Genomic DNA, 21,016 nt, shown 5'->3' on the forward strand with positions numbered 1-21,016 from the left:
AGCCCTGCCGGAGGAATCTGGTTTCGACCGTCAATGACGTTCATCCATCGGGCGAATCCTCTCACTTGAGAGAGGCGCCGCCCCCAGGTGGCGCGTTCGACGAGTGTGGACGTCATCGCCCAGCGCAGAGCCAGATCGGTAGTAATGAACTCTGCATCTTCATGTTCCAAAAGATCAACGAAATGGCCGAGTGCCAATGCAGGTTCGTAGAATGACGCCCCGAGAGCGCGGCGGACCGCCACGTACCTAGCGAGAGAATCGCGGATCGCAGTCATATTGAACCTCCAGCGGTGGGCCAGGAGCGCGCGACCTCGCGCAGGTCCTCAAACGCGACCTTTGCATAGATCGCGGTACTATCCAGTGAGCGGTGCCGCAAGACCTCGGCTATTTCTGCCATCGAGGCCCCGTGGCGAATCATCGTCGTTGCCAGACCGTGACGGAACAGATGTGCGGCGCCCCGGCACGCGGGGCGGAAACCGGCACGTGCGAAGGCCTGACAAACAATCTTGCCAATCGCCGCCGGCCCCGCCAAACCAACCCGAGGTGCCAATCTGCGAAGGAAGACCCGCCGCGATGCACTTGCTCCGCGACCATCGCGGAGATATGTTGCGATTGCTTCTCCGACCTCCGATGGCAGGGGGACGTGCTCGACCATTTGCCCCTTGCCATGAACGACGAGTTCTCCCGAACGCCAGTGAATGTCGTCGAGTTCGATGGCAACGATTTCTCCGGCACGTAGACCGAGCCGCGCCAACAACAGCAGGATTGCGTAGTCACGACGCCCAGTCGGGGTCGACCGGTCTGCAGATGCAATGAGAGCTTCTTGCTGCTCAGGCGTGAGGAACCTTGGCACAGTTGACTGTCGCCACTTACGAACTGAAGGCACTGACTCATACAGGTCTCGGGCCGTATCGCCGCGCAGAAAGAGGAAATGGCAGAACGAGCGAAGCGCAACTGCCATCAGCCGCGTGTACTCTGCCGATCGGCCTTTGCTGCGGGCAAGAAGATGATTCCGGATCGTTACCGCGTCGAATGCATCTGGCAATAAACTTCCGTCGCTGGCCGAGTGGCTGTCGAGAAAGTCGCGAATGAACGGGCCATAGACGAGCAGAGAGTTCTTCGCGAGTCCGCGATCCTGCCTCAGATAGTCCATGTATCGACCATAGATGTGCGCGATTGCGGATTGGCGGCCCGACGTCGGCGGGCACACAATGGCTTCGGCACGCAGATAGGCGAGAAACTGCCGTAATGTGGGTCGCGCACGCTGGACGCGGTCTCGTGATGCGTCGATCATGCGCTTCATAAAGCGAGCCGTGACAGACTCATCGAGATCAATCAGGTCGATGTGCCTGTTCTTCATCCACCCAGAGAACGCACACAGGACTCTTCGTTTCTTGCGAAGTGATACCTCGGAATAGTGTGCCGTCCGTAGACGATCAAGAAATGCATCGATGTGATGGGCCGGCAGCCCGCCGGATTCGCTGACTGTGCGTTTCGCATTCATATGCTTTCTCCTGGCCAGCGCGATAGCTAGCCTGAGAAATCATACGTTTATGCCGACACAGCGTTCATGAAAGGCCATGCCCACCGTCACGCGCATGCACGACGCGGCATAATCGGGGAGTCGGCATAATCCGGTCGAACGTGACATCCGTCCATTCTGCACAGGGCGAAAGGCATGGCTCTTTGCAGACACTGTCGCGGGGGCGAAGGCGAGCGCCATGATCTACAGCCTGATGCTTACGTGCCGCGCCTGTGACGTCGAGCCGTATGCTTATCTGCTCCACGTGCTCACAGATCTGCCACAGCGCGCGCCGGACGCTGACATCAGCGACCTGTTGCCGTTCAACTTCGCCCGGCGGCAAACCGCGCCGCCGCACCCTGCCTGAGCGGCGGGTCGATCGTTGCCCCCAAGTCGGGGACTCCATCACACGGAGAGAGGCCCCTCGTTACCCGGTAACAGCGAGGCGCTAGCGGGGGACGTTGAAATAGAGATCCCACTGCTCCGAATCCAGATTGAGCCTGCGCACGATCGCGTCGTCCGCTCGCGCGATCAGCCGCTCCAACATCTGACGCTTCGTTACCGTGTAACGGTGCGCCAGCCGTGCAAGAGCAAGGTCGGCTTCCGTACTGACCCACATGTCCAGCCGCCGCTCTCCGTTGCCGTCCTTGCCCGCCGTCGCGCGCCTTGCCCGATAGGCGGCCTGCCGCTGTGCTGTCGTCTGCGCCATCCTGCACTCCTCATGATCGTTACCCGGTAACACTCCGGTGCGGCAACGTTACCGGGTAACAACTGGAATCATCAAGGTGTGCTGGATTTAGCGCTTACGATGGATCAGCCGGTGGACATCATCAACGCCACCATTGATGCCCTGGTCCTGCATCAAGTCGAACTGCCGGCGTTTTCCACTCTGGACAACATTGCCGAGCAGATACACGCCCGCACGCAGACCGCCCTATTTGGACGCGTCGCAAGGCGCTTGTCGGATGAGGAACGGCAACGGCTGGACCGGCTCCTCACCCGGGAATTCACCAACCGCCTGACCGCCTACAACAACATCAAACGCCACGCGCGCCGTCCCTCACGCAAGCATCTCAACCTACTGATTGAACACCTGACCTTACTGGACGGTCTTGGTGATTTCTCTCGCGCCATTGCAGGCGTGCCAGCCTCGAAGCTGCGCTCTCTGGCTAGCCAGGCCATGAGCCTGGACGCGGCCAATCTAAGGGAAATCCTGCCTGAGAAGCGCTACACGCTGATCGTCGCCTTGCTCAATCACATGCGCGTGCGCACCCGCGACGATCTCGCGGAGATGTTCATCCGTCGCATGGGTGCCATCCACAAGCGGGCGCGCGACGAGATGGAGCGCATCCAGTCTCGTCAGCGCGCGCAGATGGAGAAGCTGGTCACCTTGCTCGATGGCGTAGTCGATATTGTCGCCGATGGGCAGGACGACGCGCTGATCGGCCGGCAGGTGCGCCGCTTCCTCGCGCCGTCCGGCGACCTGGAGCCGCTGCGCGAGAGCTGCGCCGAGGTGCGGGCCTTCAGCGGCAATAACTACCTGCCGCTGCTATGGCGGCATTTCCGCGCGCACCGCTCCGTGATGCTGCGCCTGGCACAGGTTCTCGAATGGGAGTCGACCAGCCAGTCGCGCACGCTGCTGGCGGCGCTTGCGGTGGTGCTGGACAATGAATCCCTGCATCGCGAATGGCTCGCCGCCGACGTCGATGTCAGCTTTGCCTCGGAACGCTGGCGCAAGCTGGTGCGCCGCCCCCACGACCAGGGCGCCCCCACCAACCGGCGCTACCTGGAACTGTGCGTGCTCTCGCATATGGTCAACGAACTACGCTCGGGTGACCTGTGCGTGGTGGGATCCGACGCCTTCGCTGACTACCGGGCGCACCTGCTGCCCTGGCGGGAATGCGAACGGCGCCTGCCCGAATACTGCGCCAAGCTGGACATGCCGGCCAACGCGCAGGACTTCGTGGCGCATCTACGCCAGTGGCTGACCGACACGGCACGCACGCTGGACGCCAGCTTTCCCGACAAGCGCCAGCACATCACCATCGGCCAGGACGGCGAACCCGTGCTCAAGCGGACAATCGCCAGAGAGATACCGGCTAGCGCGGTGGCCCTGCAACAGGCGCTGATCCGGCGCATGCCCACGCGCAACCTGCTGGATGTGCTGGCCAACATCGAGCATTGGACCCACTTCACGCGGCACTTTGGTCCGCTCTCCGGCAGCGACCCCAAGATCCGCCATGCGGCCGAGCGCTACCTGCTGACCATCTTCGCCATGGGCTGCAACCTGGGCCCCACCCAGGCCGCCCGCCATATGGGGGATCGGGTCACGCCGCACATGATGTCGTTCGTCAACCGCCGGCATCTGAGTCTGGCGCGGCTCGAAACCGCGCAGCGGGAATTGATCGAGCTATATCTGCGGCTCGACCTGCCCAAGCACTGGGGGGATGGCAAGACCGTCGCGGCTGACGGCACCCAGTACGACTTCTACGATAACAACCTGCTGGCCGGCTACCACTTCCGCTACCGGAAGATGGGCGCGGTGGCCTACCGGCACGTGGCCGACAACTACATCGCGGTGTTCCGGCATTTCATTCCGCCCGGCGTGTGGGAAGCCATCTACGTGATCGAGGGTCTGCTCAAGGCCGGCTTGAGTGTTGAGGCCGATACCGTACACGCCGACACCCAGGGCCAGTCGGCAGCGGTGTTCGCCTTCAACCCATCTGCTCGGTATCAACCTGATGCCGCGGATCCGCAACTGGCAGGATCTGAAGCTCTACCGCGCCGATGCCAATGCGAAATACAAGCACATCGACCGCCTGTTCTCTGACACGGTGGACTGGGACCTGATTGCCTTCCACTGGCAGGACCTGATGCAGGTCGCGTTGTCGATCCAGGCCGGGACGATCTCGTCGCCGCTGCTGCTGCGCCGGTTCGGCTCGGAAAGCCGCCGCAATCGCCTGTTTCTGGCCGCGCAAGAACTCGGCAAGGTCGTGCGCACGGCGTTCCTGCTCGAATGGATCGGGAGCCGCGAGCTACGGCAGGAGATCACCGCTAGCACCAACAAGATCGAGTCTTACAATGGCTTTGCCAAATGGTTCTCGTTCGGCGGTGACGTACTGGCCGAGAACGACCCCGAGGAACAACAGAAACGCCTGCGATACAATGACCTGATCGCCTCGGCGGTGATTTTGCAGAACACCGCCGACATGATGCAGGCCTTGCGAGCGATGGTGAAGGAAGGCATCGCGGTCAACGTGGCCGATATCGAATTTCTGAGCCCCTATCTGACCAGCAACATCAAACGCTTCGGTGACTATAAGCTGCACCTAGAAAGGGGGCCGGAGGCCTGGATTCGCGACAGCCTCTTCGCCGGACCCGCTCATTCAGTTCGCAAGCCCCGCCATGCCTGACATCGACACCCCTTACGGCAAGGTTGACGCCGAAGCCCTGCAGGCGCTGCAGGAAGCTTTCGATACCTTTGCCATCTTGCGCGTGCTCGATCAGCTGGATGCCATCCGTGCGCGCTGCTGTGACCCGGCGGGCTTGCAAGATGATCTCCTGCGCCTGCATGGCATGGCCCACACCGTCATCAACGGCGCCGCGCTGTCCTGTTCGACCACTGGCCCGACCCTCGTGGACCAGGCCGACGCCATCGTTGAGGAACTGGACGACTGGATTCTACTGTTCAGGCAGGCTGTGCAAGTGTTACGGCAGTTGGAGTCACTTCGTCCTGGCGACGAACGCTGATCCAGCGCGTCCTCAGCCCTCGGTCGCATCAGCCGGCGGCTCAGAGAACCCTCAAGGCCCGGGAGTAGCCAAACATCAGCATCCATCCGCGGTGAGGGCGCGGCCAGCCAGCCACGCCAACGCGGATAAGCGGAGAGCAAGTCAGCCGCCGCTAGCACTTGCCCTCTCTGGGCGATCGATTTTTCTCTCGAGTTTCAGATAGGCATCGGCGGCAACCAGGCCAAACACGATATGTGCCAGAAAGCTCAAGGCCCCGCGCGCTTCGGCAAACCAAGGGAAAAACTGAGTCATGCCATAGAAATTTACCCAGTACACAGCGACGCCGAACACCGCACCTGCGAGCGATGCCATGCCGACGCTCGAATCAAACCTGAACGGTGCCATGATCATGGCCATGATCAGGCCAAGCGCGACGGACAGTGCAAAATGCACGGCTAGCGCCGCAAGCATGACGCCAGCGCTGGGCGCGGCCTGTGACAGAACATCGGGCCCCATCACGATTGCAGCGATCATCCGCGGCGGTCCCCACGGGCTCTCGCCCATCAGCCACAGCGCGCCAATCTCGACGACCAGAAAGACAACCCCGCCGACTACGCCAGCGATAGCTGCGGCCCGCCAATCCGGCATCCGCCGAGTGAAGTGGTGTGAATGCATATGAACTTCCATCACGTCCTCCTGTTGACGCGGTCTCATCAGGCCGCCTACAAGTGAATACATAGGAATTCGACCATCTCGTCTTACGGCCCGCTCACCGCTTAGCCAGCAAACCTGGCAGTGTCATTGAGCAGAGAAGTGCCGGCTCTTCTTTGGCTCGATCTCGATGCCATGGATCATCAGCACCGCGTCTTCCGCCATAGCCATATGTACGCCTGCGGCAATCGCTGCACCGCGAGATGGATAAATAACGCGAGTTCTACTCAGATCGTCGGTCTCTACCGCCCAACGTGATTCTTCGGTCAATATGACCCGAACTTCTGTGACTAGCATATTGTTCACCTCTTCGTAAGGACATGTTTCTAATGTTCTAGTTGGATCATGCCGATTCCGGTGTCAGGCGACCTCCTACTTTCGCGAATGGCGATAGCAAAAGGGCCCTTAGCGACGCTTTCAAACCTCAAAGGTGAATCGCTGCCAGTGAGATTGCTGCGATCGGGAAGCCATAAGCTGGGCGTCCACAACTTATTGCTGGCGGCCGCCGAGAGTCGCTTCGGGAACGCTACCGCTGGAAACTGGTGTCTGAGCGACATCAATCGGAGCTACACGGGGAACAGGAGTCGTGCCTTTGCCTCGGTCATCGGCTGGAAGCTGCGGACCACATCAGCGTACGGCACACGGGCAACCAAAGTGTGTTGACTATGCTTTAGGCAGGATTCGATTCACCGGGTTCGAGGCATCTTGCCTATTCAAATAGGGGCATACCATGGGAAGGAATGTCGCCCAGAAGCTTATCGACGCCCATCTTCTCGAAGGTGACACGCGGCCGGGTAAGGAGATAGCACTCCGTATCGACCAGACTCTCACCCAAGACGCGACTGGGACATTGGTCATGCTGGAACTGGAGGGGATGCAGCTGGATCGCGTCAAGACCGAGCTTTCGGTCCAGTACGTGGATCACAATCTGTTGCAAGAGGATTTCAGGAACCCGGACGATCATCTGTTCCTCTACACCGCCTGCAGGCGCTTCGGGATCTGGTACAGCCGCGCTGGCAACGGCGTCAGCCATCCCACTCACATGCAGTACTTCGGCTGTCCCGGCAAGACACTAGTCGGCTCGGATAGCCATACGTGCGCTGCGGGCTCGCTAGGCATGTTGGCGTTCGGCGCTGGCGGCATTGAAGTCGCCATGGCCATGGCAGGTGAGCCCTTTTTTCTGAAGATGCCGGAGATCTGGGGCATCACGTTGATCGGCGAGTTGCCTTCCTGGGTTAGCGCCAAGGACGTGATTCTTGAGATGCTGCGTCGATATGGCGTCAATGGTGGTACGGACCGCATTATTGAGTACCGTGGGCCAGGCCTGATTAAGCTGTCGGCCATGGACCGCCACGTGATTGCCAACATGGGGGCCGAGCTCGGCGCGACCACGAGCGTATTTCCCGCTGATGAGGTAGTGCGGCGTTTTCTGGCGGCCCACGCTCGCGAAACCGATTTCGCCAACTTGCTGGCGGACGAGAATTGCCAGTATGACCTCGAGGACCAGATTGACCTGTCGTTGCTCGAGCCGTTGATCGCCAGACCTTGCAGCCCGGGCGACGTTGTTCCGGTGCGAGAGGTGGCTGGCGAGGAGATCTATCAGTCCTATATCGGGTCCTCGGCCAATCCAGGCTATCGAGACTTTGCAATCGCGGCGCAAATAGTCCGGGGGCGCATGGTTGCACCGCATGTTTCTTTCGACGTGAATCCGACCTCCCGCGGCCTGTTGGAGGCGTTGGTACGCGACGGTCACATTGGACACTTGCTGCACGCGGGAGCGCGCTTGCACCAGGCCGGCTGTAACGGCTGCATCGGCATGGGCCAAGCGCCCGCGACCGGGAAGAACAGCCTGCGCACCGTGCCGCGCAACTTCCCTGGCCGCTCAGGTACCCGAGACGATCTCGTGTGGTTATGCAGTCCGGAGACGGCCGCAGCCTCGGCCCTGGCTGGACGCATCACAGATCCGCGCGAGTTGGAGATGGACTACCCGGATATCGCCGAGCCTGGCGATTCAGTGATCGACTGGCAGAATTTCGTGGCGCCGCTGCTCCCTGAGCAGGCGCGCGCGGAGACCTTGGTGAAGGGTCCGAACATTCTTTCGTTGCCTGACTTTGAGCCGCTTCCGGGGCAGATCAGGCTGCCACTGCTGCTTAAGGTCGGCGACGACATTTCCACGGATGACATCATGCCGGCGGGCGCCGCCGTGCTCCCCTATCGGAGCAACATTCCTGCCATCAGCGAGTTTGTCTACGAACCAATCGACAAGTCTTATGTGACGCGCGCAAGGGCAGCTGGCGATCACGCGATCGTTGGCGGGCTGAACTACGGCCAGGGCTCGAGTCGCGAACACGCGGCAATCGCACCCCGGTATCTTGGACTGCGAATGGTAATCGCCAGGGGCTTTGCCCGCATCCACTGGCAGAACCTGGTCAACTTTGGGATCCTTCCGTTAAGGTTTGGCGATGCGGCTGATTACGACAGACTTGCGCTAGGCGACGTGCTCGTGCTCGAGCACCTAGATACGGCTCTTGCCACGGGAACCGAGATCGAGGCCAGCATCGCCAACCGCGGCGAGTGCCTGCTATTGACTCATGGTCTCTCGCCACGTCAGGTGGCAATACTACGCGCGGGAGGGCTGATCAATTGGCTGCGTGAGCGGAGCTGAGCACAGCCGAACTAGCCTGCCATCCAAATGCGGCCACTGGCAGGGGCGACCGTTGAGCAGATTGACGCTTTCGACCCCAGTCGTTTTCCCCCGATATGCGCGAGGCACAACCGACGTGGAAACCGGGATGTCGCGATCCGGCCGAGCAAATGCAACTAAGACGTTCCTGCTGAGAAAGCATCAGCGGAAGCAAACGCCGACACCCTCTCACCGCACTGAGCCCTATGCTCAGCGGTCTCTGCTGATCGCCTCCAGAAGTTGTCGGCCTTTCCCGGTCACCTGGATCTGACTCTGGCGTGGCGTCGCAGCTTCGAAACGGACCAACCGGCGTTCGACAAGGGCGCCAATGTCAAAGGGGTCCAGTTCACAGGAAGCCTCCGCGTCATTCAGTACCATCAGGGCTGCAATCTCGTGGGGACTTAGCATCTTTTGTCTCCGGCAGAATTTGACGGACCAAGCCTGGTACGCAGCACCAGCCTTTCTTGACATCTGCCTGACACTATAGAAGACGATGCTGCGAAAGGAGCCGCAAGATTCCGGGATACTTGCGCTCCATCAAGGTGGAGACGCCACTTTATGCTCCGCGCGCAACCCAAATGTGGAGGAATCAGGCCTGCCACAGCCAAAGGGAAAAGAAAGAAGGGAAAGGGCCCGCTCACGCGCTAAAGATCAGGCACCTGCGAAAACGCACAGCAGTAAGTAGCTCGCGACGTTCTCTCACTGATGTTGTACACGCCAATTTTAGCCGCCTGGCTCGGGCTGATCGACAAGCTGGTTCGCGCGCACCAGATGCGTTGTACCAGTCAAACGAAACTATGAAGCACCGCGTTGACTCCTTTGGGCGCAATTCAATCACGCGATGGACTAGCCAACCAACCAATCGTGAACTGCCGGATAGACTTCCGCGCGCCAGTTGGGTCCGCCAAATAGGCCATAGTGATCGCAACCTGCGATGGTGATACGGCGCCGGCGCTCCCCCGGGACGCCCACGCATAAATCCTGGGCGGCGTGGGTGTGTCCGACTCCCGAAATCGTGTCGCGGCTCCCTTCTATAGTTAGCAAGCGGGTCTCGCATAGCTGACCGGGGCGTACCAAGCGCCCTGCCACGCGCCACATGCCTCTGGGTAGCAGCGTTTGCTGAAATACAACGCGGACAGTATCGAGGATGAACTCCGCCGGCATGTCGAGCATGGCGCCATTGTGTGCGATCGATCGTTCGGCGTCGCATGCTGCCTGCGTGTCACTGCCTCCCAGGCTCCGCATGTATTCGCACAGGAGGAAAAGCTGCCGCTCCGGTTGCGCCATGATCAGGGAGGGGTACTGCAGGAAACCCGGATAGATTCGACGACCCGCCCCCCGGTATCCCGCGGGTACAACGTGGGTACCTAGTGCGTCGAGCCAGCTCAGAGGCAGGCTTCGCGCCATGCCGGTAAGTGGAGTTGGATTGGAGCGTGGATCAATGGGCCCACCGAGCAATACCAAGGAGCGCGGCTCAGGGTAGTTTGAGTCAACTAGGAGAGCGATCGCGGCAATGGCTGGTACGGTCGCCTGGCAGATGGCCAACACATCCAGCCCCTGGGGATTCAACTTCACTATGAAGTCCTGCAACGTCAGCACCACATCCTCCAGGTAGAAATCTCCCGCTGTAGTAGGGATGTCCCTGGCATCCACCCATTCGGAGACATAGACGTCCGCATACGGCAGTAACGATTGCACCACTTCACGCAACTGCATGGCGTGGTGGCCGGCCAGCGGCGCGCAGAGCAGGACGCGGCGTGCCGACTTGCTAGTTCTGTCCCGCATACAAGAAAAGCTGCGCAACCGGCAGAATTCGGTCTCCGCCACCACCGACTCTTCTACCGGCATTTTCCGACCATCGAACTCAACCTGCTCAATGTCAAACGCCGGCGGACCAAGTGCCTTGATGGCTTGCTGGAAGAGCCCATAGCAATGCCTAAATTGCTGGGATTTCGAGGCCTCTGCCAGCTGCAGCATTCCGCGAAACGGCATCGATCCAATCCATTCGCCCCATAGGGCAAGCGGGTTGAACAGGGCCCGCTGGGAACGCTGCCGCTCTAATTCCATGGGTTATCCTTCGCCAAACGAGGCAAGGTGCTGACCGAACATTTATAACTAAGGTTAGCTTACGTACGCCTCAGCTCCGCATAACCTTCATCGCCAGCAACTCGGGCAATTCCGCCAAGGTGGTTTGCATTCGGGAATGCGTCCTTTCCTGGCCCATGCGGTTGCACTTTTAGTGCGCGTGTACACATTGTCGGGAGACCCGTCGTGACGAATCCACAGTCTGAGGCCAGAACACCCGTAGAACCCAGAGACCCTCAGGCGGCTTCGAGGCCAGCGACTCCAGATTTGCAAGCACCGCATCACGATGAGCCGGGCGAGCTCGAGTTTTTTCGCGCAGTCGACCGCATTGCCGCCGCCGTGGCGGCAAGTGCAAGTGGCGGGATTTCACCCACTGCGTTGTGGCTGGCCTATTCCGACTGGCTGGTACATTTTGCCCGGTCTCCTGGGAAACAAGCCGAGCTTGTCATCAGGGGAGGGCTGATGTCGGCCCGGCTGGTAGCCCATGCCTTGCGCCGAATGCTGGTTGGCGGCAACACGCCACCTTGCATCGAGCCGCCTCCAGGCGATACGCGGTTTCGCGCCGACGTCTGGGCACAGCCACCATTCTCCCTCTGGTATCAGACCTTCCTGATTACGCAGCAATGGTGGCACGACGCCACCCATGACACGCCTGGTGTCTCCCCTCACCATGAAAATGTCGTGTCGTTCTCGACTCGCCAGATGCTGGATGTCTTCTCGCCGTCCAATTCCATCTTCACCAATCCGGAAGTGATCAATCATGCGTTGCGGACAGGGGGATGGAGCTTTATCGATGGCTTCCAGCGGTTCCTGGATGACCTCAGCCGGAATCTGAACAGGGAGCCGCCTGCCGGCGCCGACAAGTTCCGGGTCGGCAAGGAAGTTGCGGTCACGCCTGGCAAAGTCGTCTACCGGAACCACCTGATTGAACTCATCCAGTATGCGCCGTCGACCGACACTGTCCACGGGCAGCCACTACTTATCGTTCCGGCATGGATCATGAAGTTCTACATCCTGGATCTGTCACCAGAAAACTCGCTCATTCGCTATCTCGTCGGCCAAGGGTTTACAGTTTTCTGCATTTCTTGGCGCAACGTCACAGCTGCCGATCGCAATCTCGGACTTGACGACTATCGCCGTCTGGGGATAATGGCCGCGCTTGCCGCTATTCGCACGATCGTGCCAGACAGCAAAGTCCATGGAATCGGCTACTGTCTCGGTGGCACGCTATTGTCGATTGCCGCCGCCGCGATGGCGCATGTGGAGGATGATCGGCTCGCCTCCGTGACGCTGCTCGCTGCCCAAACAGATTTCAGCGAACCGGGAGAACTCGAGCTGTTCATCGATGACAGCCAACTCGAGTCCCTGGAGGGCCTGATGTGGCAACGGGGCTACCTCCCGGCGTTCCAAATGGCAGGAGCTTTCCAGCTATTGCGATCGAACGACCTCATCTGGTCGCGTTTGCTCCGCCATTATCTGATGGGCGAGCCGCCTGCGATGAGCGACCTCATTGCCTGGAATGCGGATGCGACACGGCTTCCCTACCGCATGCATTCTGAATACCTCAGGTCGCTCTTCCTGAACAGCGACCTGGCTGCCGGCAGGTACGTGGTGGACGAACATCCGGTTGCAATCCAGAACATCCGGGCGTCGATTTTCGCCGTCGGCACGGAATGGGATCACATCGCACCATGGCCGTCCGTCTACAAGATCCACTATCTGAGCGACACTGATGTAACTTTCGTACTCACCAGTGGCGGCCACAATGCCGGGATCGTCAGCGAGCCCGGGCATCCGCGGCGGCACTACCGGCTCGCGCACAAGGCGGCGGAAGATCCGTGCCTTCACGCGGACCGGTGGAGCGAGCGGGCCGAATACCGCGAAGGCTCGTGGTGGCCAGCATGGGTCGACTGGCTGCAAGCGAGGTCATCGGGCGATCGCGTCGCACCTCCAACGATGGGGGCGCCACGCCGTGGCTTGCCTATTCTGGCGGACGCGCCTGGGACGTACGTTCATCAACGCTGAGCCAAGCGTAGCGGATTCAAAACAGCCATACATGGCGCAGCCAGGTCGTCATCGAATTCGGTAAGCGTGTCGCGTGCTTGGAGAAGCTGTCGAATAATAGGGCAACCGCTAGTGCGTTCGGAACTACGCGGCCGGGATGGTGACGAAGCAATATACGGACTGTAAATCTTGCTTCGCACTATCCGGCCTTTCTGTCCGCTTTTGGGAAGGTTCCGCACCACGGCTAACTTAGTGGCGCGGGTCGTGATGGCCAGCATTACGCGCTGCACATTGGACGCGCCATGACACCGAGAAGAAAGGCCTTATTGGGCATAGTGCTCTTCTGGCTGAGCTGCTCGGCCCAAGGGTCGCAGCCGATCCCTGAAGATCTGTCGCCGTTGGCACGCCTGCTAGTCGGTCTGGTAGAAGGCCAGGAAATCGGTATGAATGGCACAGGCGGATTGCAGCGCGGTGCCGAGGCGGCCAGTCATGCATTGCGCGATGCTTGCGAAGAGGTTGCTAGCAAGACACCGCGATCAATCGATGAACTCAGTGAATTCATGGGCTGTAGCAACGACGGAATGCGACTCACCTTTATCGTCAGACTGAGCGGATTTGATGCGGACCGCGCCGGCACGCAGGATGCCATGTCGATGGTACACAAGGACATCGGACGGCAGATCTGCCGAAATCCTGATGTGCCAGCATTGACTCGCCTGGGGGTAACGCTCGTGTATCGGTATATCGGTGCCCATGGGAAGCTGGTTGGAGACGTGGTTATCGGGTCGACGACATGTACAGTATGAAGGCTTGGAGGTTACCCGGGATCGCAATCCAATGCGGCAACAGCGCCACGCACCCTGCATCGAGCGGACGAACATATCGAGCGCGTGTTCGCCGATCCTATCGGCTGCGGCGCAGGAAGTTCATCATCATGAAGCTAATTTTTCATCGCCGTGGTCATCCAGAGCAACCCTTGCACGGGATTCGCTACTACTTGAGCATTGTAGTAGGACTCGTCTTGATTGCTGCGTTGTACCTGCTGTGGCCTGACTGAATCCGCGTGTGCGGCGGGCCCTCCCATCACTACGGTAGCTACGTCTTCGCAATTCGCGTAAGGCGACGATAACTAGCGGAGCCCGCCAGTTTGGCCGCCTTTCTGATCGTAATGGAACGTCAGGTGCGCATCTTGCTTGCGCTCATCCTGCCTGCTCACCCTAGGGGAAGGCCATGGTTTCGCAAAAGCCTGCCATTCTGATCACCGGCTCCGAAGGTCGGCTTGGGAAGGCGATCGCCGCCGAGTTGGACGGGGCTTATACGATCGTTGGGCTGGAACGTGAATGTCACGAGCAGGGGAATGACTGCATCGATGCGGACATCACATCCAGCGAATCGCTCAAGCAGGCACTGGCGCAGGCACGCCGGCATTACGGCACCCGCCTAGCCGCGGTCATTCACCTTGCAGCCTTCTACGATTTTTCAGGCGAACCGAAGCCGCAGTACGAAGCGGTAAATGTCGAAGGGACGCAACGGCTACTGCGCGCATTGCAGTCATTTGAGGTGGAGCAGTTTATCTATGCCAGTACCATGCTCGTCCATGCACCGACGGCTCCTGGCCAGCCTATCAACGAAGAATCCCCACTTAAGCCGGCATGGCCCTATCCGGAGTCCAAACTCGCAGCTGAGCGTGTTCTACATGCCGAGCGCGGCCGCATCCCGGCATTGACTTTCCGCATCGCCGGCGTCTATAGCGATCATTGCGAGCTGCCTGGCTTGGCCTATCAGATTCAACGCATCTATGAGCGGCAGCTGCAAAGTCGCCTGTATCCCGGCGATGTGTCGCGCGGGCAAGCATGCGTCCATCTGGAAGACGTAGCGTCGGCCTTCCGCAAGGCGGTAGAGCGGCGCGCGCACCTGCCTCCGGAAGTCACGGTTCTACTTGGCGAGCCAGTGACGGAAAGCTATGAAGCCTTGCAGAACCTGATTGGGCAGTTGGTGCACGGCGAAACATGGGACACGAACGAAATCCCGAAAGCCGTCGCGGCCACCGGCGCGTGGCTGCAGGACAAGGCGGAGGCGATGATCCCGGATGCCATTGATCGCGGGGAGGAAGCGTTCGTCAAGCCATTCATGGTCAGACTAGCGGATGACCATTATGAACTCGACGTCGGGCGCGCCGAAAGCCTGCTCGGATGGCAACCCCGGCACAGCTTGCGCCGCAGCCTGCCGGCAATGATCGGAGCTTTACTTCAGGATCCTAAGCACTGGTATCAGCGTAACAAGTTGCCGTTGCCTTTGTGGCTGGAGGATAGCGCGGACCATGGATCGTCGAGCCCTGATGCCATCACCGATTACCACGCATTGGACCGCTCCGAACATCAACGCACGCTGTGGTGCCACTTCGCAAATGTTGCCTTGGGGCTGTGGCTGGCTACGAGCCCGTTTATCCTGGGCTACGCGGACAACTGGATGCTGGCGGTTGAACTCATCACGCCCACGGGGCGCGGGTTGGCTTACTCCGATACGTGGATGACCATCAGCGATGTCGTCACCGGAATGCTAATTGTGCTATTCGGGCTGGTGTCGTTGTCGCGGGATGCCGGATGGGCACGCTGGACCGTGGCAGGACTTGGCTTGTGGCTGCTATTTGCACCACTGCTGTTCTGGACACCTAGCGCGGCGGCGTACGCCAACGATACGCTGGTCGGCGCGCTTGCCATCGCGCTCTCGGTTGCTATTCCGTCCGCGCCCGGCATCAACCCGATGGCCCGCATCGGGGGGCCGGATACGCTGCCGGGCTGGGACTATAGTCCATCAGGATGGACCAACCGCATGCCGATCATCGCACTTGCGTTCGTCGGCCTGTTTATTTCGCGTTATCTCGCCGCTTACCAGCTTGGGCATATCGATGCCGCCTGGGATCCACTCTTTGGCGACGGTACCGAGCGCATCGTGACCTCGTCGGTATCAGAGGCATGGCCAGTCGCAGATGCAGGACTCGGCGCGACCGTATACGTGCTGGAAATCATTACGGGCGTGATTGGCGACAAGCGGCGCTGGCGCACGATGCCGTGGCTCGTCCTGCTGTTCGGCATCCTGATCGTACCACTCGGCGTCGTCAGTATCGGCTTCATTATCATCCAGCCGATCTGGATCGGAACGTGGTGCGCGCTGTGCCTCGTTGGCGCGCTGGCGATGTTGCTGCAGATTCCATACTCGTTCGACGAGATCCTCGCGACCTGGCAATTCCTGAAAGATCGGCGGCAGCAGGGCAAGAAGTGGTGGTACGTACTGATGCGCGGCGATTCCATGGACGGCGGCAGCGTCGATACTTCAGACGACTTTGCGGCCCCTGCTGGCACCGTGGTACGCGAAATGCTTTTTTCGGGGGTCAATCTGCCTTGGACCTTGCTCGCAAGCTGCGTTATTGGCGTCGCGCTGATGTGCAGCCGCCTTCTTTTCGATGCGTCGGGCGTAGCGGCCAGCAATGATCATGTCCTTGGGTCCTTGGTGGTTACCGTCACGATCATGGCGTGGGGCGAAGTCGCGCGGCCGTTACGCCTGTTGAATATCGGCTTCGGCGTATGGCTGATGACAACGCCATGGGTAATCCAGGGTTACACCGATTTGGGAGCAGCGGCTTCCGGTTTGCTCGGGGTGGCACTGGTCTTTCTTTCCATCCCATTGGGTCGCATCGAAGGCCATTACGGCGAATGGGACCGGATTGCACGTTTGCGTCTGCACATGCCATTGCGACAAGCGAGTGCCTGAATGGCGCAGATGGGGGTCCATCCTGCGGCGCACTACGTTCCCATGTAAGCGATACGACCGGCAACTTCGTCGAATCCAAGCCCATGTCGCGCCACCGCCTGAAGCTGGAGCGCTCGCATGGGCCTGCAGGCTGGCCAGAACGGCTGGTTCACCCGCTCAACGCCGAAGCGAGCATGCCCTGCCATCGTCATTTTCTCTTGGTTCGAAAGCCATGTCATCCCGGACGGCCTTGCGAAGCGCTCCACGGTCCGGCAATCATTTCTTAGCAAAGCGGTACACCAATCCCCTTGATTGGCCATCTCGGATGGTGGCCTTCTTTACTTGACTCTGTCCTTCGAATTCGGCCGTGATGCGATAGGCGCCAGGCGGCAACTTGACGAATAACAAAGGGCCAGTGGACGTAGTATCCAGGACCTTCGCATTATCGGCGTTCTCCATCGTCACCCTGACATCGGCCAAATACTCTCCACTTCCCGGGCGCGCGAAGGTAAGCCGGAGGTTGTAATCCTTGCGCAGGACCTTCATCGCGTCTTGCTGTCTATCGCCGATTCCGCCGCTCACATACTCAATGCCGGAAGGCGTCGTTTGTGGCTTAATGGTCGTCGTTTCCTGCGCTACCGCGAAGGTGCAGGTTGCGAATATCGCCAACGCGAGAACCGCTCTGAGAGAGATCAATCTGCTGTTCATAGCAAAATCCCCTTCAATGACTTCGGTTTACCCTGCCCGTTGGAAGCGCATCATCCATGCCAATCGCCAGACGACAGGTGCTCCGTGGAGCCGGGTAGCAGCTTGTCTACCCTGGTACAGCGACTTCTGCGCTTCGGAGGGCCAGCAATCGGAATCCGCATCGGGACGTGTGTAGCGCAGGTGCCTTTGTGCCCGCCCGACCCGCGCACAGCATGGCACATGCGCCGGAAGCATGTCGTTCGGGAGGCTTCTTGTGGATGAGCGCCAGATGTGTCGCAACTGTGTTCCGCGGGCTAGCTGCTTACGCCTTCCGTGTACTCCAGCCTTGGCATGGGCTGCTCTCAGTGTGCAGAGCGTTAGCAAGCACGCTGCACCACCGAAGCTGTTCAACACCGTACACGCCAAACCGACGTCAGCCGAACGTCCGTATGGCCGTATTGCGATAGCGCGAAGAGCTTTCTACAACATTTTGTAACTTATGTTAGCAACGATGCGCAGGATTTCTATTGGGTGCCGCGAAAGATTCTGCACGTGACGAGTGTCGCCACGCACTGTCGGGGAAGCAATCCTGCCTTGGAGTAGGATGCCGCCTTTCCCGGCACCGCTCTTGCCTGTTATCGCTTCATAAGTCGTTCGCCATTACCGGAGCGGTTATGGATCCTGGATGTCATTCTGTTCGAAGTGTCCTTCGCGGCACCGTGATGCTGCTGACGCTTATGATTCCTCTGGGATGCGTGGCGCAAGCTGCGTCCCCACCCAGCGGGCAAGCATCCGTTATCGAATTGCCCAGCTTCGTCAACCTGGTGCGGCAGCAGGGACCGGCAGTCGTAAATATCAGTATCCGGCGCACCGTTCGCGGACAGGCAACAATGCCTCCAATTCCGGAAGGCGATCCGTTCTTCGAGTTTTTCCGTCGCTTCTTACCACTGCCCGATCCTGGTGAGGCGCTGTCGGTCGGGTTGGGCTCCGGCTTCATTATCAGCCAAGACGGCTATATCCTGACCAACGCCCATGTGGTGGCCGATGCTGACGAGGTCACCGTCAGGCTGACCGACAAGCGAGAGTTCAAGGCTAAGGTGCTGGGCGCCGATGCCTATACCGATGTGGCGCTGGTCAAGGTCGAGGCCGCCGGCCTGCCGGTGGTCAGGATCGGCGATGCCAGCCATCTCCAAGCTGGGGAATGGGTGGCCGCTATCGGCGCGCCCTTCGGCTTTGAGAACAGTGTGACGGCTGGCATCGTCAGTGCCAAGGGGCGCATCTTGCCCAACGAAAGCTACGTGCCCTTCATCCAGACCGATGTAGCCGTCAATCCCGGAAATTCGGGCGGCCCGCTGTTCAACATGCGCGGCGAAGTCGTGGGCATCAATTCCCAGATCTACAGCGGCACTGGGGGCTACATGGGCGTGTCATTCGCGATCCCGATCGGCATCGCTATGGATGTGGCGCAGCAGCTGCGCACCTCCGGCAAGGTCGCGCGCAGCCGTATCGGCGTTCAAGCGCAGGAACTCACGCGCGGTCTGGCAGCGTCGTTCGGTCTGCAGGAGCCGCGCGGCGCGCTGGTGGCAAACGTAGAGCGAGGCGGACCAGCCGACAAGGCCGGCCTGCAGCCGGGCGACATCGTGCTCTCACTCAATGGACAGCCGGTGCAAAGCTCCGCTGACCTCGCGCGCCTCGTAGCAGGAGTCAAGCCGGCCACGACGGTGACGGCAGAGATTTGGCGCAAGGGCCGCAATGTCCCGATCAAGATCACGACGGTGGAGCTCGCTGCGCCATCGCCGGCAGCCGGTGCTGGTGCAACGTCGGCGGCGAAGACAGGACTCTACTTGAGCGAGATTCCGACCATGCAACGCCGCAGCCTGGGTATCGAAGGTGGCGCGCTGGTACAGCGTGCCGAAGGTGCAGCCTTGCGCGCGGGCATTCAAGCAGGGGATCTCATCTTGAGGCTCAACGACGTGCCGGTGCAAGGCGTATCGCAACTGGAATCGCTGTTGAAAAGTCATCATGGAAAATCGGTTGCCCTGCTGGTCAGACGGGGGCCAGATACCTTGTTCTTGGCTCTGCAGGTGCCATCGGCGCAATGACATGGCACATGACCGAATCGCCGCCTGAGTGGAACCCCGGCGTGTGACAGCGGACTTGTTGGAACCTGCGACGCCATCCCATTTCGCCCACTACTTTCGATCAGCACCGACATGTCTTCGCATTCCATGACCGATGGCAAACCGGTGTCCGGTGGGGCTCAAGCGAATGCAATTAGAGGTCGTTGCATTCAGGCGCAAATGACATCCGACCGGGGACGCTGCCGCGGCAGAGTGCTCACAATGCAAATGTCCGTAGGAGGACGGACTTTTCAGATGGCGGACTCGAAGAATCCAGGTTGGCGGAATTCGTGCTGCCGGAAATCACTATGTTGACTGGTGTCAACGGGAATATAGGTTCGCACATCTCCCCGGAGCACCAGCAGCGCAGCTTTCGTATCCGTGGTCGCCATGGCGGAATGCAGTTGGGCCGCAGTAGTGACTGCGATGCCATTGACGGCGAGAATCACATCACCCGGTAGAATTCCCGCTCGGCGCGCTGAGCCCCTGGCCTGTTCAACCAGTACTCCTCCGCTTATGCCGCTTGCATAAGCCTCCGATGCGGCAAGACGACGTACCTTGAGTTCCGGAACATTTGCGCCCACGGCATCCGATTGGACGGGGCTCGCCGGGAAAGCGAGCGACGGAGGTGCGCCGATGACGACAGCGATGGCTTGTGGAACCCCATTTCGCACCAGTTGCAGCCGGGTCTTGCTTCCCGGTAGCAGGTCGCTGACCGCCATGGCCAGCGCCATCGCGTCGGCGACCCGGGCATCGCCGATCTGTACGATCACATCGCCAACCTTCACACCCGCTTGCGCGGCGGGGCTGTCCGGTTCCACCAGGTCGATCAATGCACCCGCAACGGCCGGTAAGCCGAAGGCCTCGGCCAGGTCGTGGTCGACATCCTGCACGCCGACGCCAAGGTGGCCGCGCTTCACATGGCTGGATGCAACAAGCTGTTGCGCGATGCGCATGGCCGGGTTGATCGGAATCGCGAAGGACAGGCCCTGGAATCCACCTGTCAGCGTGAAGATATGGGTATTGACGCCAATGACCTCACCGTTAGCGTTGAACAACGGCCCACCGGAGCTTCCGGGATTTACAGCCACATCGCTCTGGATCAGTGGTATCGCAGCGGAGCCGGCGGTGATAGTTCGTCTGACGGCGCTGACAATGCCGAATGAGGCGCTGTTCTGAAAGCCGTAGGGCGCGCCGATTGCCACGACCCAGTTCCCGGCGCGGACCCGTGATGAATCGCCTATCGTCACGACAGGGAGGTGATCGCCCTGAATGCGCAAGACTGCAATGTCGCTGCGCAGGTCGCTTCCAACCACCGTGGCATCGAACTCACGACGGTCGGGGAGTTTCACGCGCACGAACATGGCGCTCTCGACCACGTGCGCGCAGGTCAGGATCAACCCTGCCTGGCTGAAGATAAATCCGGAGCCGTTGCCACCAAGAACCTTCTGAGTATTGTCTAATGGCGAGTATGCACCCGAGTATGCGCGTTGGGACCACCGGATACGGATATCACCAAAGGCCGGACCCGGAGGCGCTTGCCCGAGATAGGAACGCCCGTCGGAGCTCGCGCTGATACTCACGACAGCACTACCGGATGTCCCGATCACGCGGGCGAGGTCCGGAGGGGTGGCCATGTGCCGGTCCAGTCCCTGGGCACAAGCCGCGACCATGACAGGCAACGCACACGCCAGAAGAGAACGCAGCATCTTCGTCCGATTTCGT

General features: G+C 60.1%; 13 protein-coding genes and 2 pseudogenes. 8 read left to right on the forward strand and 7 right to left on the reverse strand.

The features are described 5' to 3' along the window. Positions 1-271 precede the first annotated feature (271 nt). Complete coding sequence (locus tag JTE92_RS06405; RefSeq protein ID WP_063239263.1) at positions 272-1,504, reverse strand: site-specific integrase; 1,233 nt, start codon at positions 1,502-1,504, stop codon at positions 272-274. Positions 1,505-1,628: 124 nt separating this feature from the next. Here JTE92_RS06405 and JTE92_RS06410 point away from each other — a divergent pair. Further along, positions 1,629-1,889, forward strand: a pseudogene (locus JTE92_RS06410) (transposase domain-containing protein); the annotation flags it as partial. A gap of 81 nt (positions 1,890-1,970) precedes the next feature. Here JTE92_RS06410 and JTE92_RS06415 read toward each other — a convergent pair. After that, on the reverse strand, positions 1,971-2,231 hold the full coding sequence (locus JTE92_RS06415) for a hypothetical protein (RefSeq protein ID WP_063239262.1): 261 nt from the start codon (positions 2,229-2,231) through the stop codon (positions 1,971-1,973). Positions 2,232-2,321: 90 nt separating this feature from the next. On the opposite strand from JTE92_RS06415, the pseudogene JTE92_RS06420 reads away from it, so the two are divergent. Both JTE92_RS06420 and tnpC read left to right on the forward strand, forming a co-directional pair. Then, positions 2,322-4,935: pseudogene (locus JTE92_RS06420) on the forward strand (Tn3 family transposase); the annotation flags it as partial. Then, entirely contained in the window at positions 4,928-5,272 is a 345-nt protein-coding gene (gene tnpC, locus JTE92_RS06425) for a Tn3 family transposase post-transcriptional regulator TnpC (protein ID WP_063239261.1), read from the forward strand. The pseudogene JTE92_RS06420 and the gene tnpC, both read left to right, overlap by 8 nt. A gap of 141 nt (positions 5,273-5,413) precedes the next feature. On the opposite strand, the gene JTE92_RS06430 is transcribed toward tnpC, so the two are convergent. Further along, complete coding sequence (locus tag JTE92_RS06430; RefSeq protein WP_063239260.1) at positions 5,414-5,938, reverse strand: hypothetical protein; 525 nt, start codon at positions 5,936-5,938, stop codon at positions 5,414-5,416. Positions 5,939-6,049: 111 nt separating this feature from the next. Continuing rightward, the gene (locus JTE92_RS06435) at positions 6,050-6,259 is read right to left on the reverse strand and encodes a DUF2188 domain-containing protein (protein WP_084254615.1); all 210 of its coding nucleotides are present in this window, start codon (positions 6,257-6,259) and stop codon (positions 6,050-6,052) included. A 433-nt stretch (positions 6,260-6,692) separates the two neighbouring features. Between JTE92_RS06435 and JTE92_RS06440 the strand changes: the two genes are divergently transcribed. Next, on the forward strand, positions 6,693-8,627 hold the full coding sequence (locus JTE92_RS06440) for an aconitate hydratase (RefSeq protein WP_063239259.1): 1,935 nt from the start codon (positions 6,693-6,695) through the stop codon (positions 8,625-8,627). Positions 8,628-9,491: 864 nt separating this feature from the next. On the opposite strand, the gene phaZ is transcribed toward JTE92_RS06440, so the two are convergent. Further along, positions 9,492-10,712, reverse strand: coding sequence for a polyhydroxyalkanoate depolymerase (gene phaZ, locus JTE92_RS06445; RefSeq protein WP_084254614.1), 1,221 nt, complete (start codon positions 10,710-10,712; stop codon positions 9,492-9,494). 285 nt (positions 10,713-10,997) lie between these two features. Here phaZ and JTE92_RS06450 point away from each other — a divergent pair, with 285 nt between their 5' ends. The 3 genes from JTE92_RS06450 (at position 10,998) to JTE92_RS06460 (ending at position 16,505) form a co-directional block, all read left to right on the forward strand. Then, positions 10,998-12,755, forward strand: a complete 1,758-nt coding sequence (locus tag JTE92_RS06450; protein WP_063239257.1) for a PHA/PHB synthase family protein — start codon at positions 10,998-11,000, stop codon at positions 12,753-12,755. A 281-nt stretch (positions 12,756-13,036) separates the two neighbouring features. Further along, on the forward strand, positions 13,037-13,540 hold the full coding sequence (locus JTE92_RS06455) for a hypothetical protein (RefSeq protein ID WP_147318610.1): 504 nt from the start codon (positions 13,037-13,039) through the stop codon (positions 13,538-13,540). Positions 13,541-13,964: 424 nt separating this feature from the next. Continuing rightward, on the forward strand, positions 13,965-16,505 hold the full coding sequence (locus JTE92_RS06460) for an NAD-dependent epimerase/dehydratase family protein (RefSeq protein WP_063239256.1): 2,541 nt from the start codon (positions 13,965-13,967) through the stop codon (positions 16,503-16,505). Between the two features lie 255 nt (positions 16,506-16,760). Here JTE92_RS06460 and JTE92_RS06465 read toward each other — a convergent pair whose 3' ends face one another. Further along, positions 16,761-17,192 (reverse strand): carboxypeptidase-like regulatory domain-containing protein, encoded by a 432-nt coding sequence (locus tag JTE92_RS06465; RefSeq protein ID WP_063239255.1) that lies wholly within the window; start codon positions 17,190-17,192, stop codon positions 16,761-16,763. A gap of 701 nt (positions 17,193-17,893) precedes the next feature. On the opposite strand from JTE92_RS06465, the gene JTE92_RS06470 reads away from it, so the two are divergent. Then, positions 17,894-19,273, forward strand: coding sequence for a Do family serine endopeptidase (locus tag JTE92_RS06470; RefSeq protein WP_198065802.1), 1,380 nt, complete (start codon positions 17,894-17,896; stop codon positions 19,271-19,273). Between the two features lie 269 nt (positions 19,274-19,542). Here the strand turns inward: JTE92_RS06470 and JTE92_RS06475 are convergent, their stop codons facing one another. Beyond that, on the reverse strand, positions 19,543-20,928 hold the full coding sequence (locus JTE92_RS06475; protein WP_169834821.1) for a trypsin-like peptidase domain-containing protein: 1,386 nt from the start codon (positions 20,926-20,928) through the stop codon (positions 19,543-19,545). Positions 20,929-21,016: the final 88 nt, after the last annotated feature.

Origin of the sequence: Cupriavidus oxalaticus (genome assembly GCF_016894385.1) — a bacterium.
GTDB lineage: Bacteria > Pseudomonadota > Gammaproteobacteria > Burkholderiales > Burkholderiaceae > Cupriavidus > Cupriavidus oxalaticus.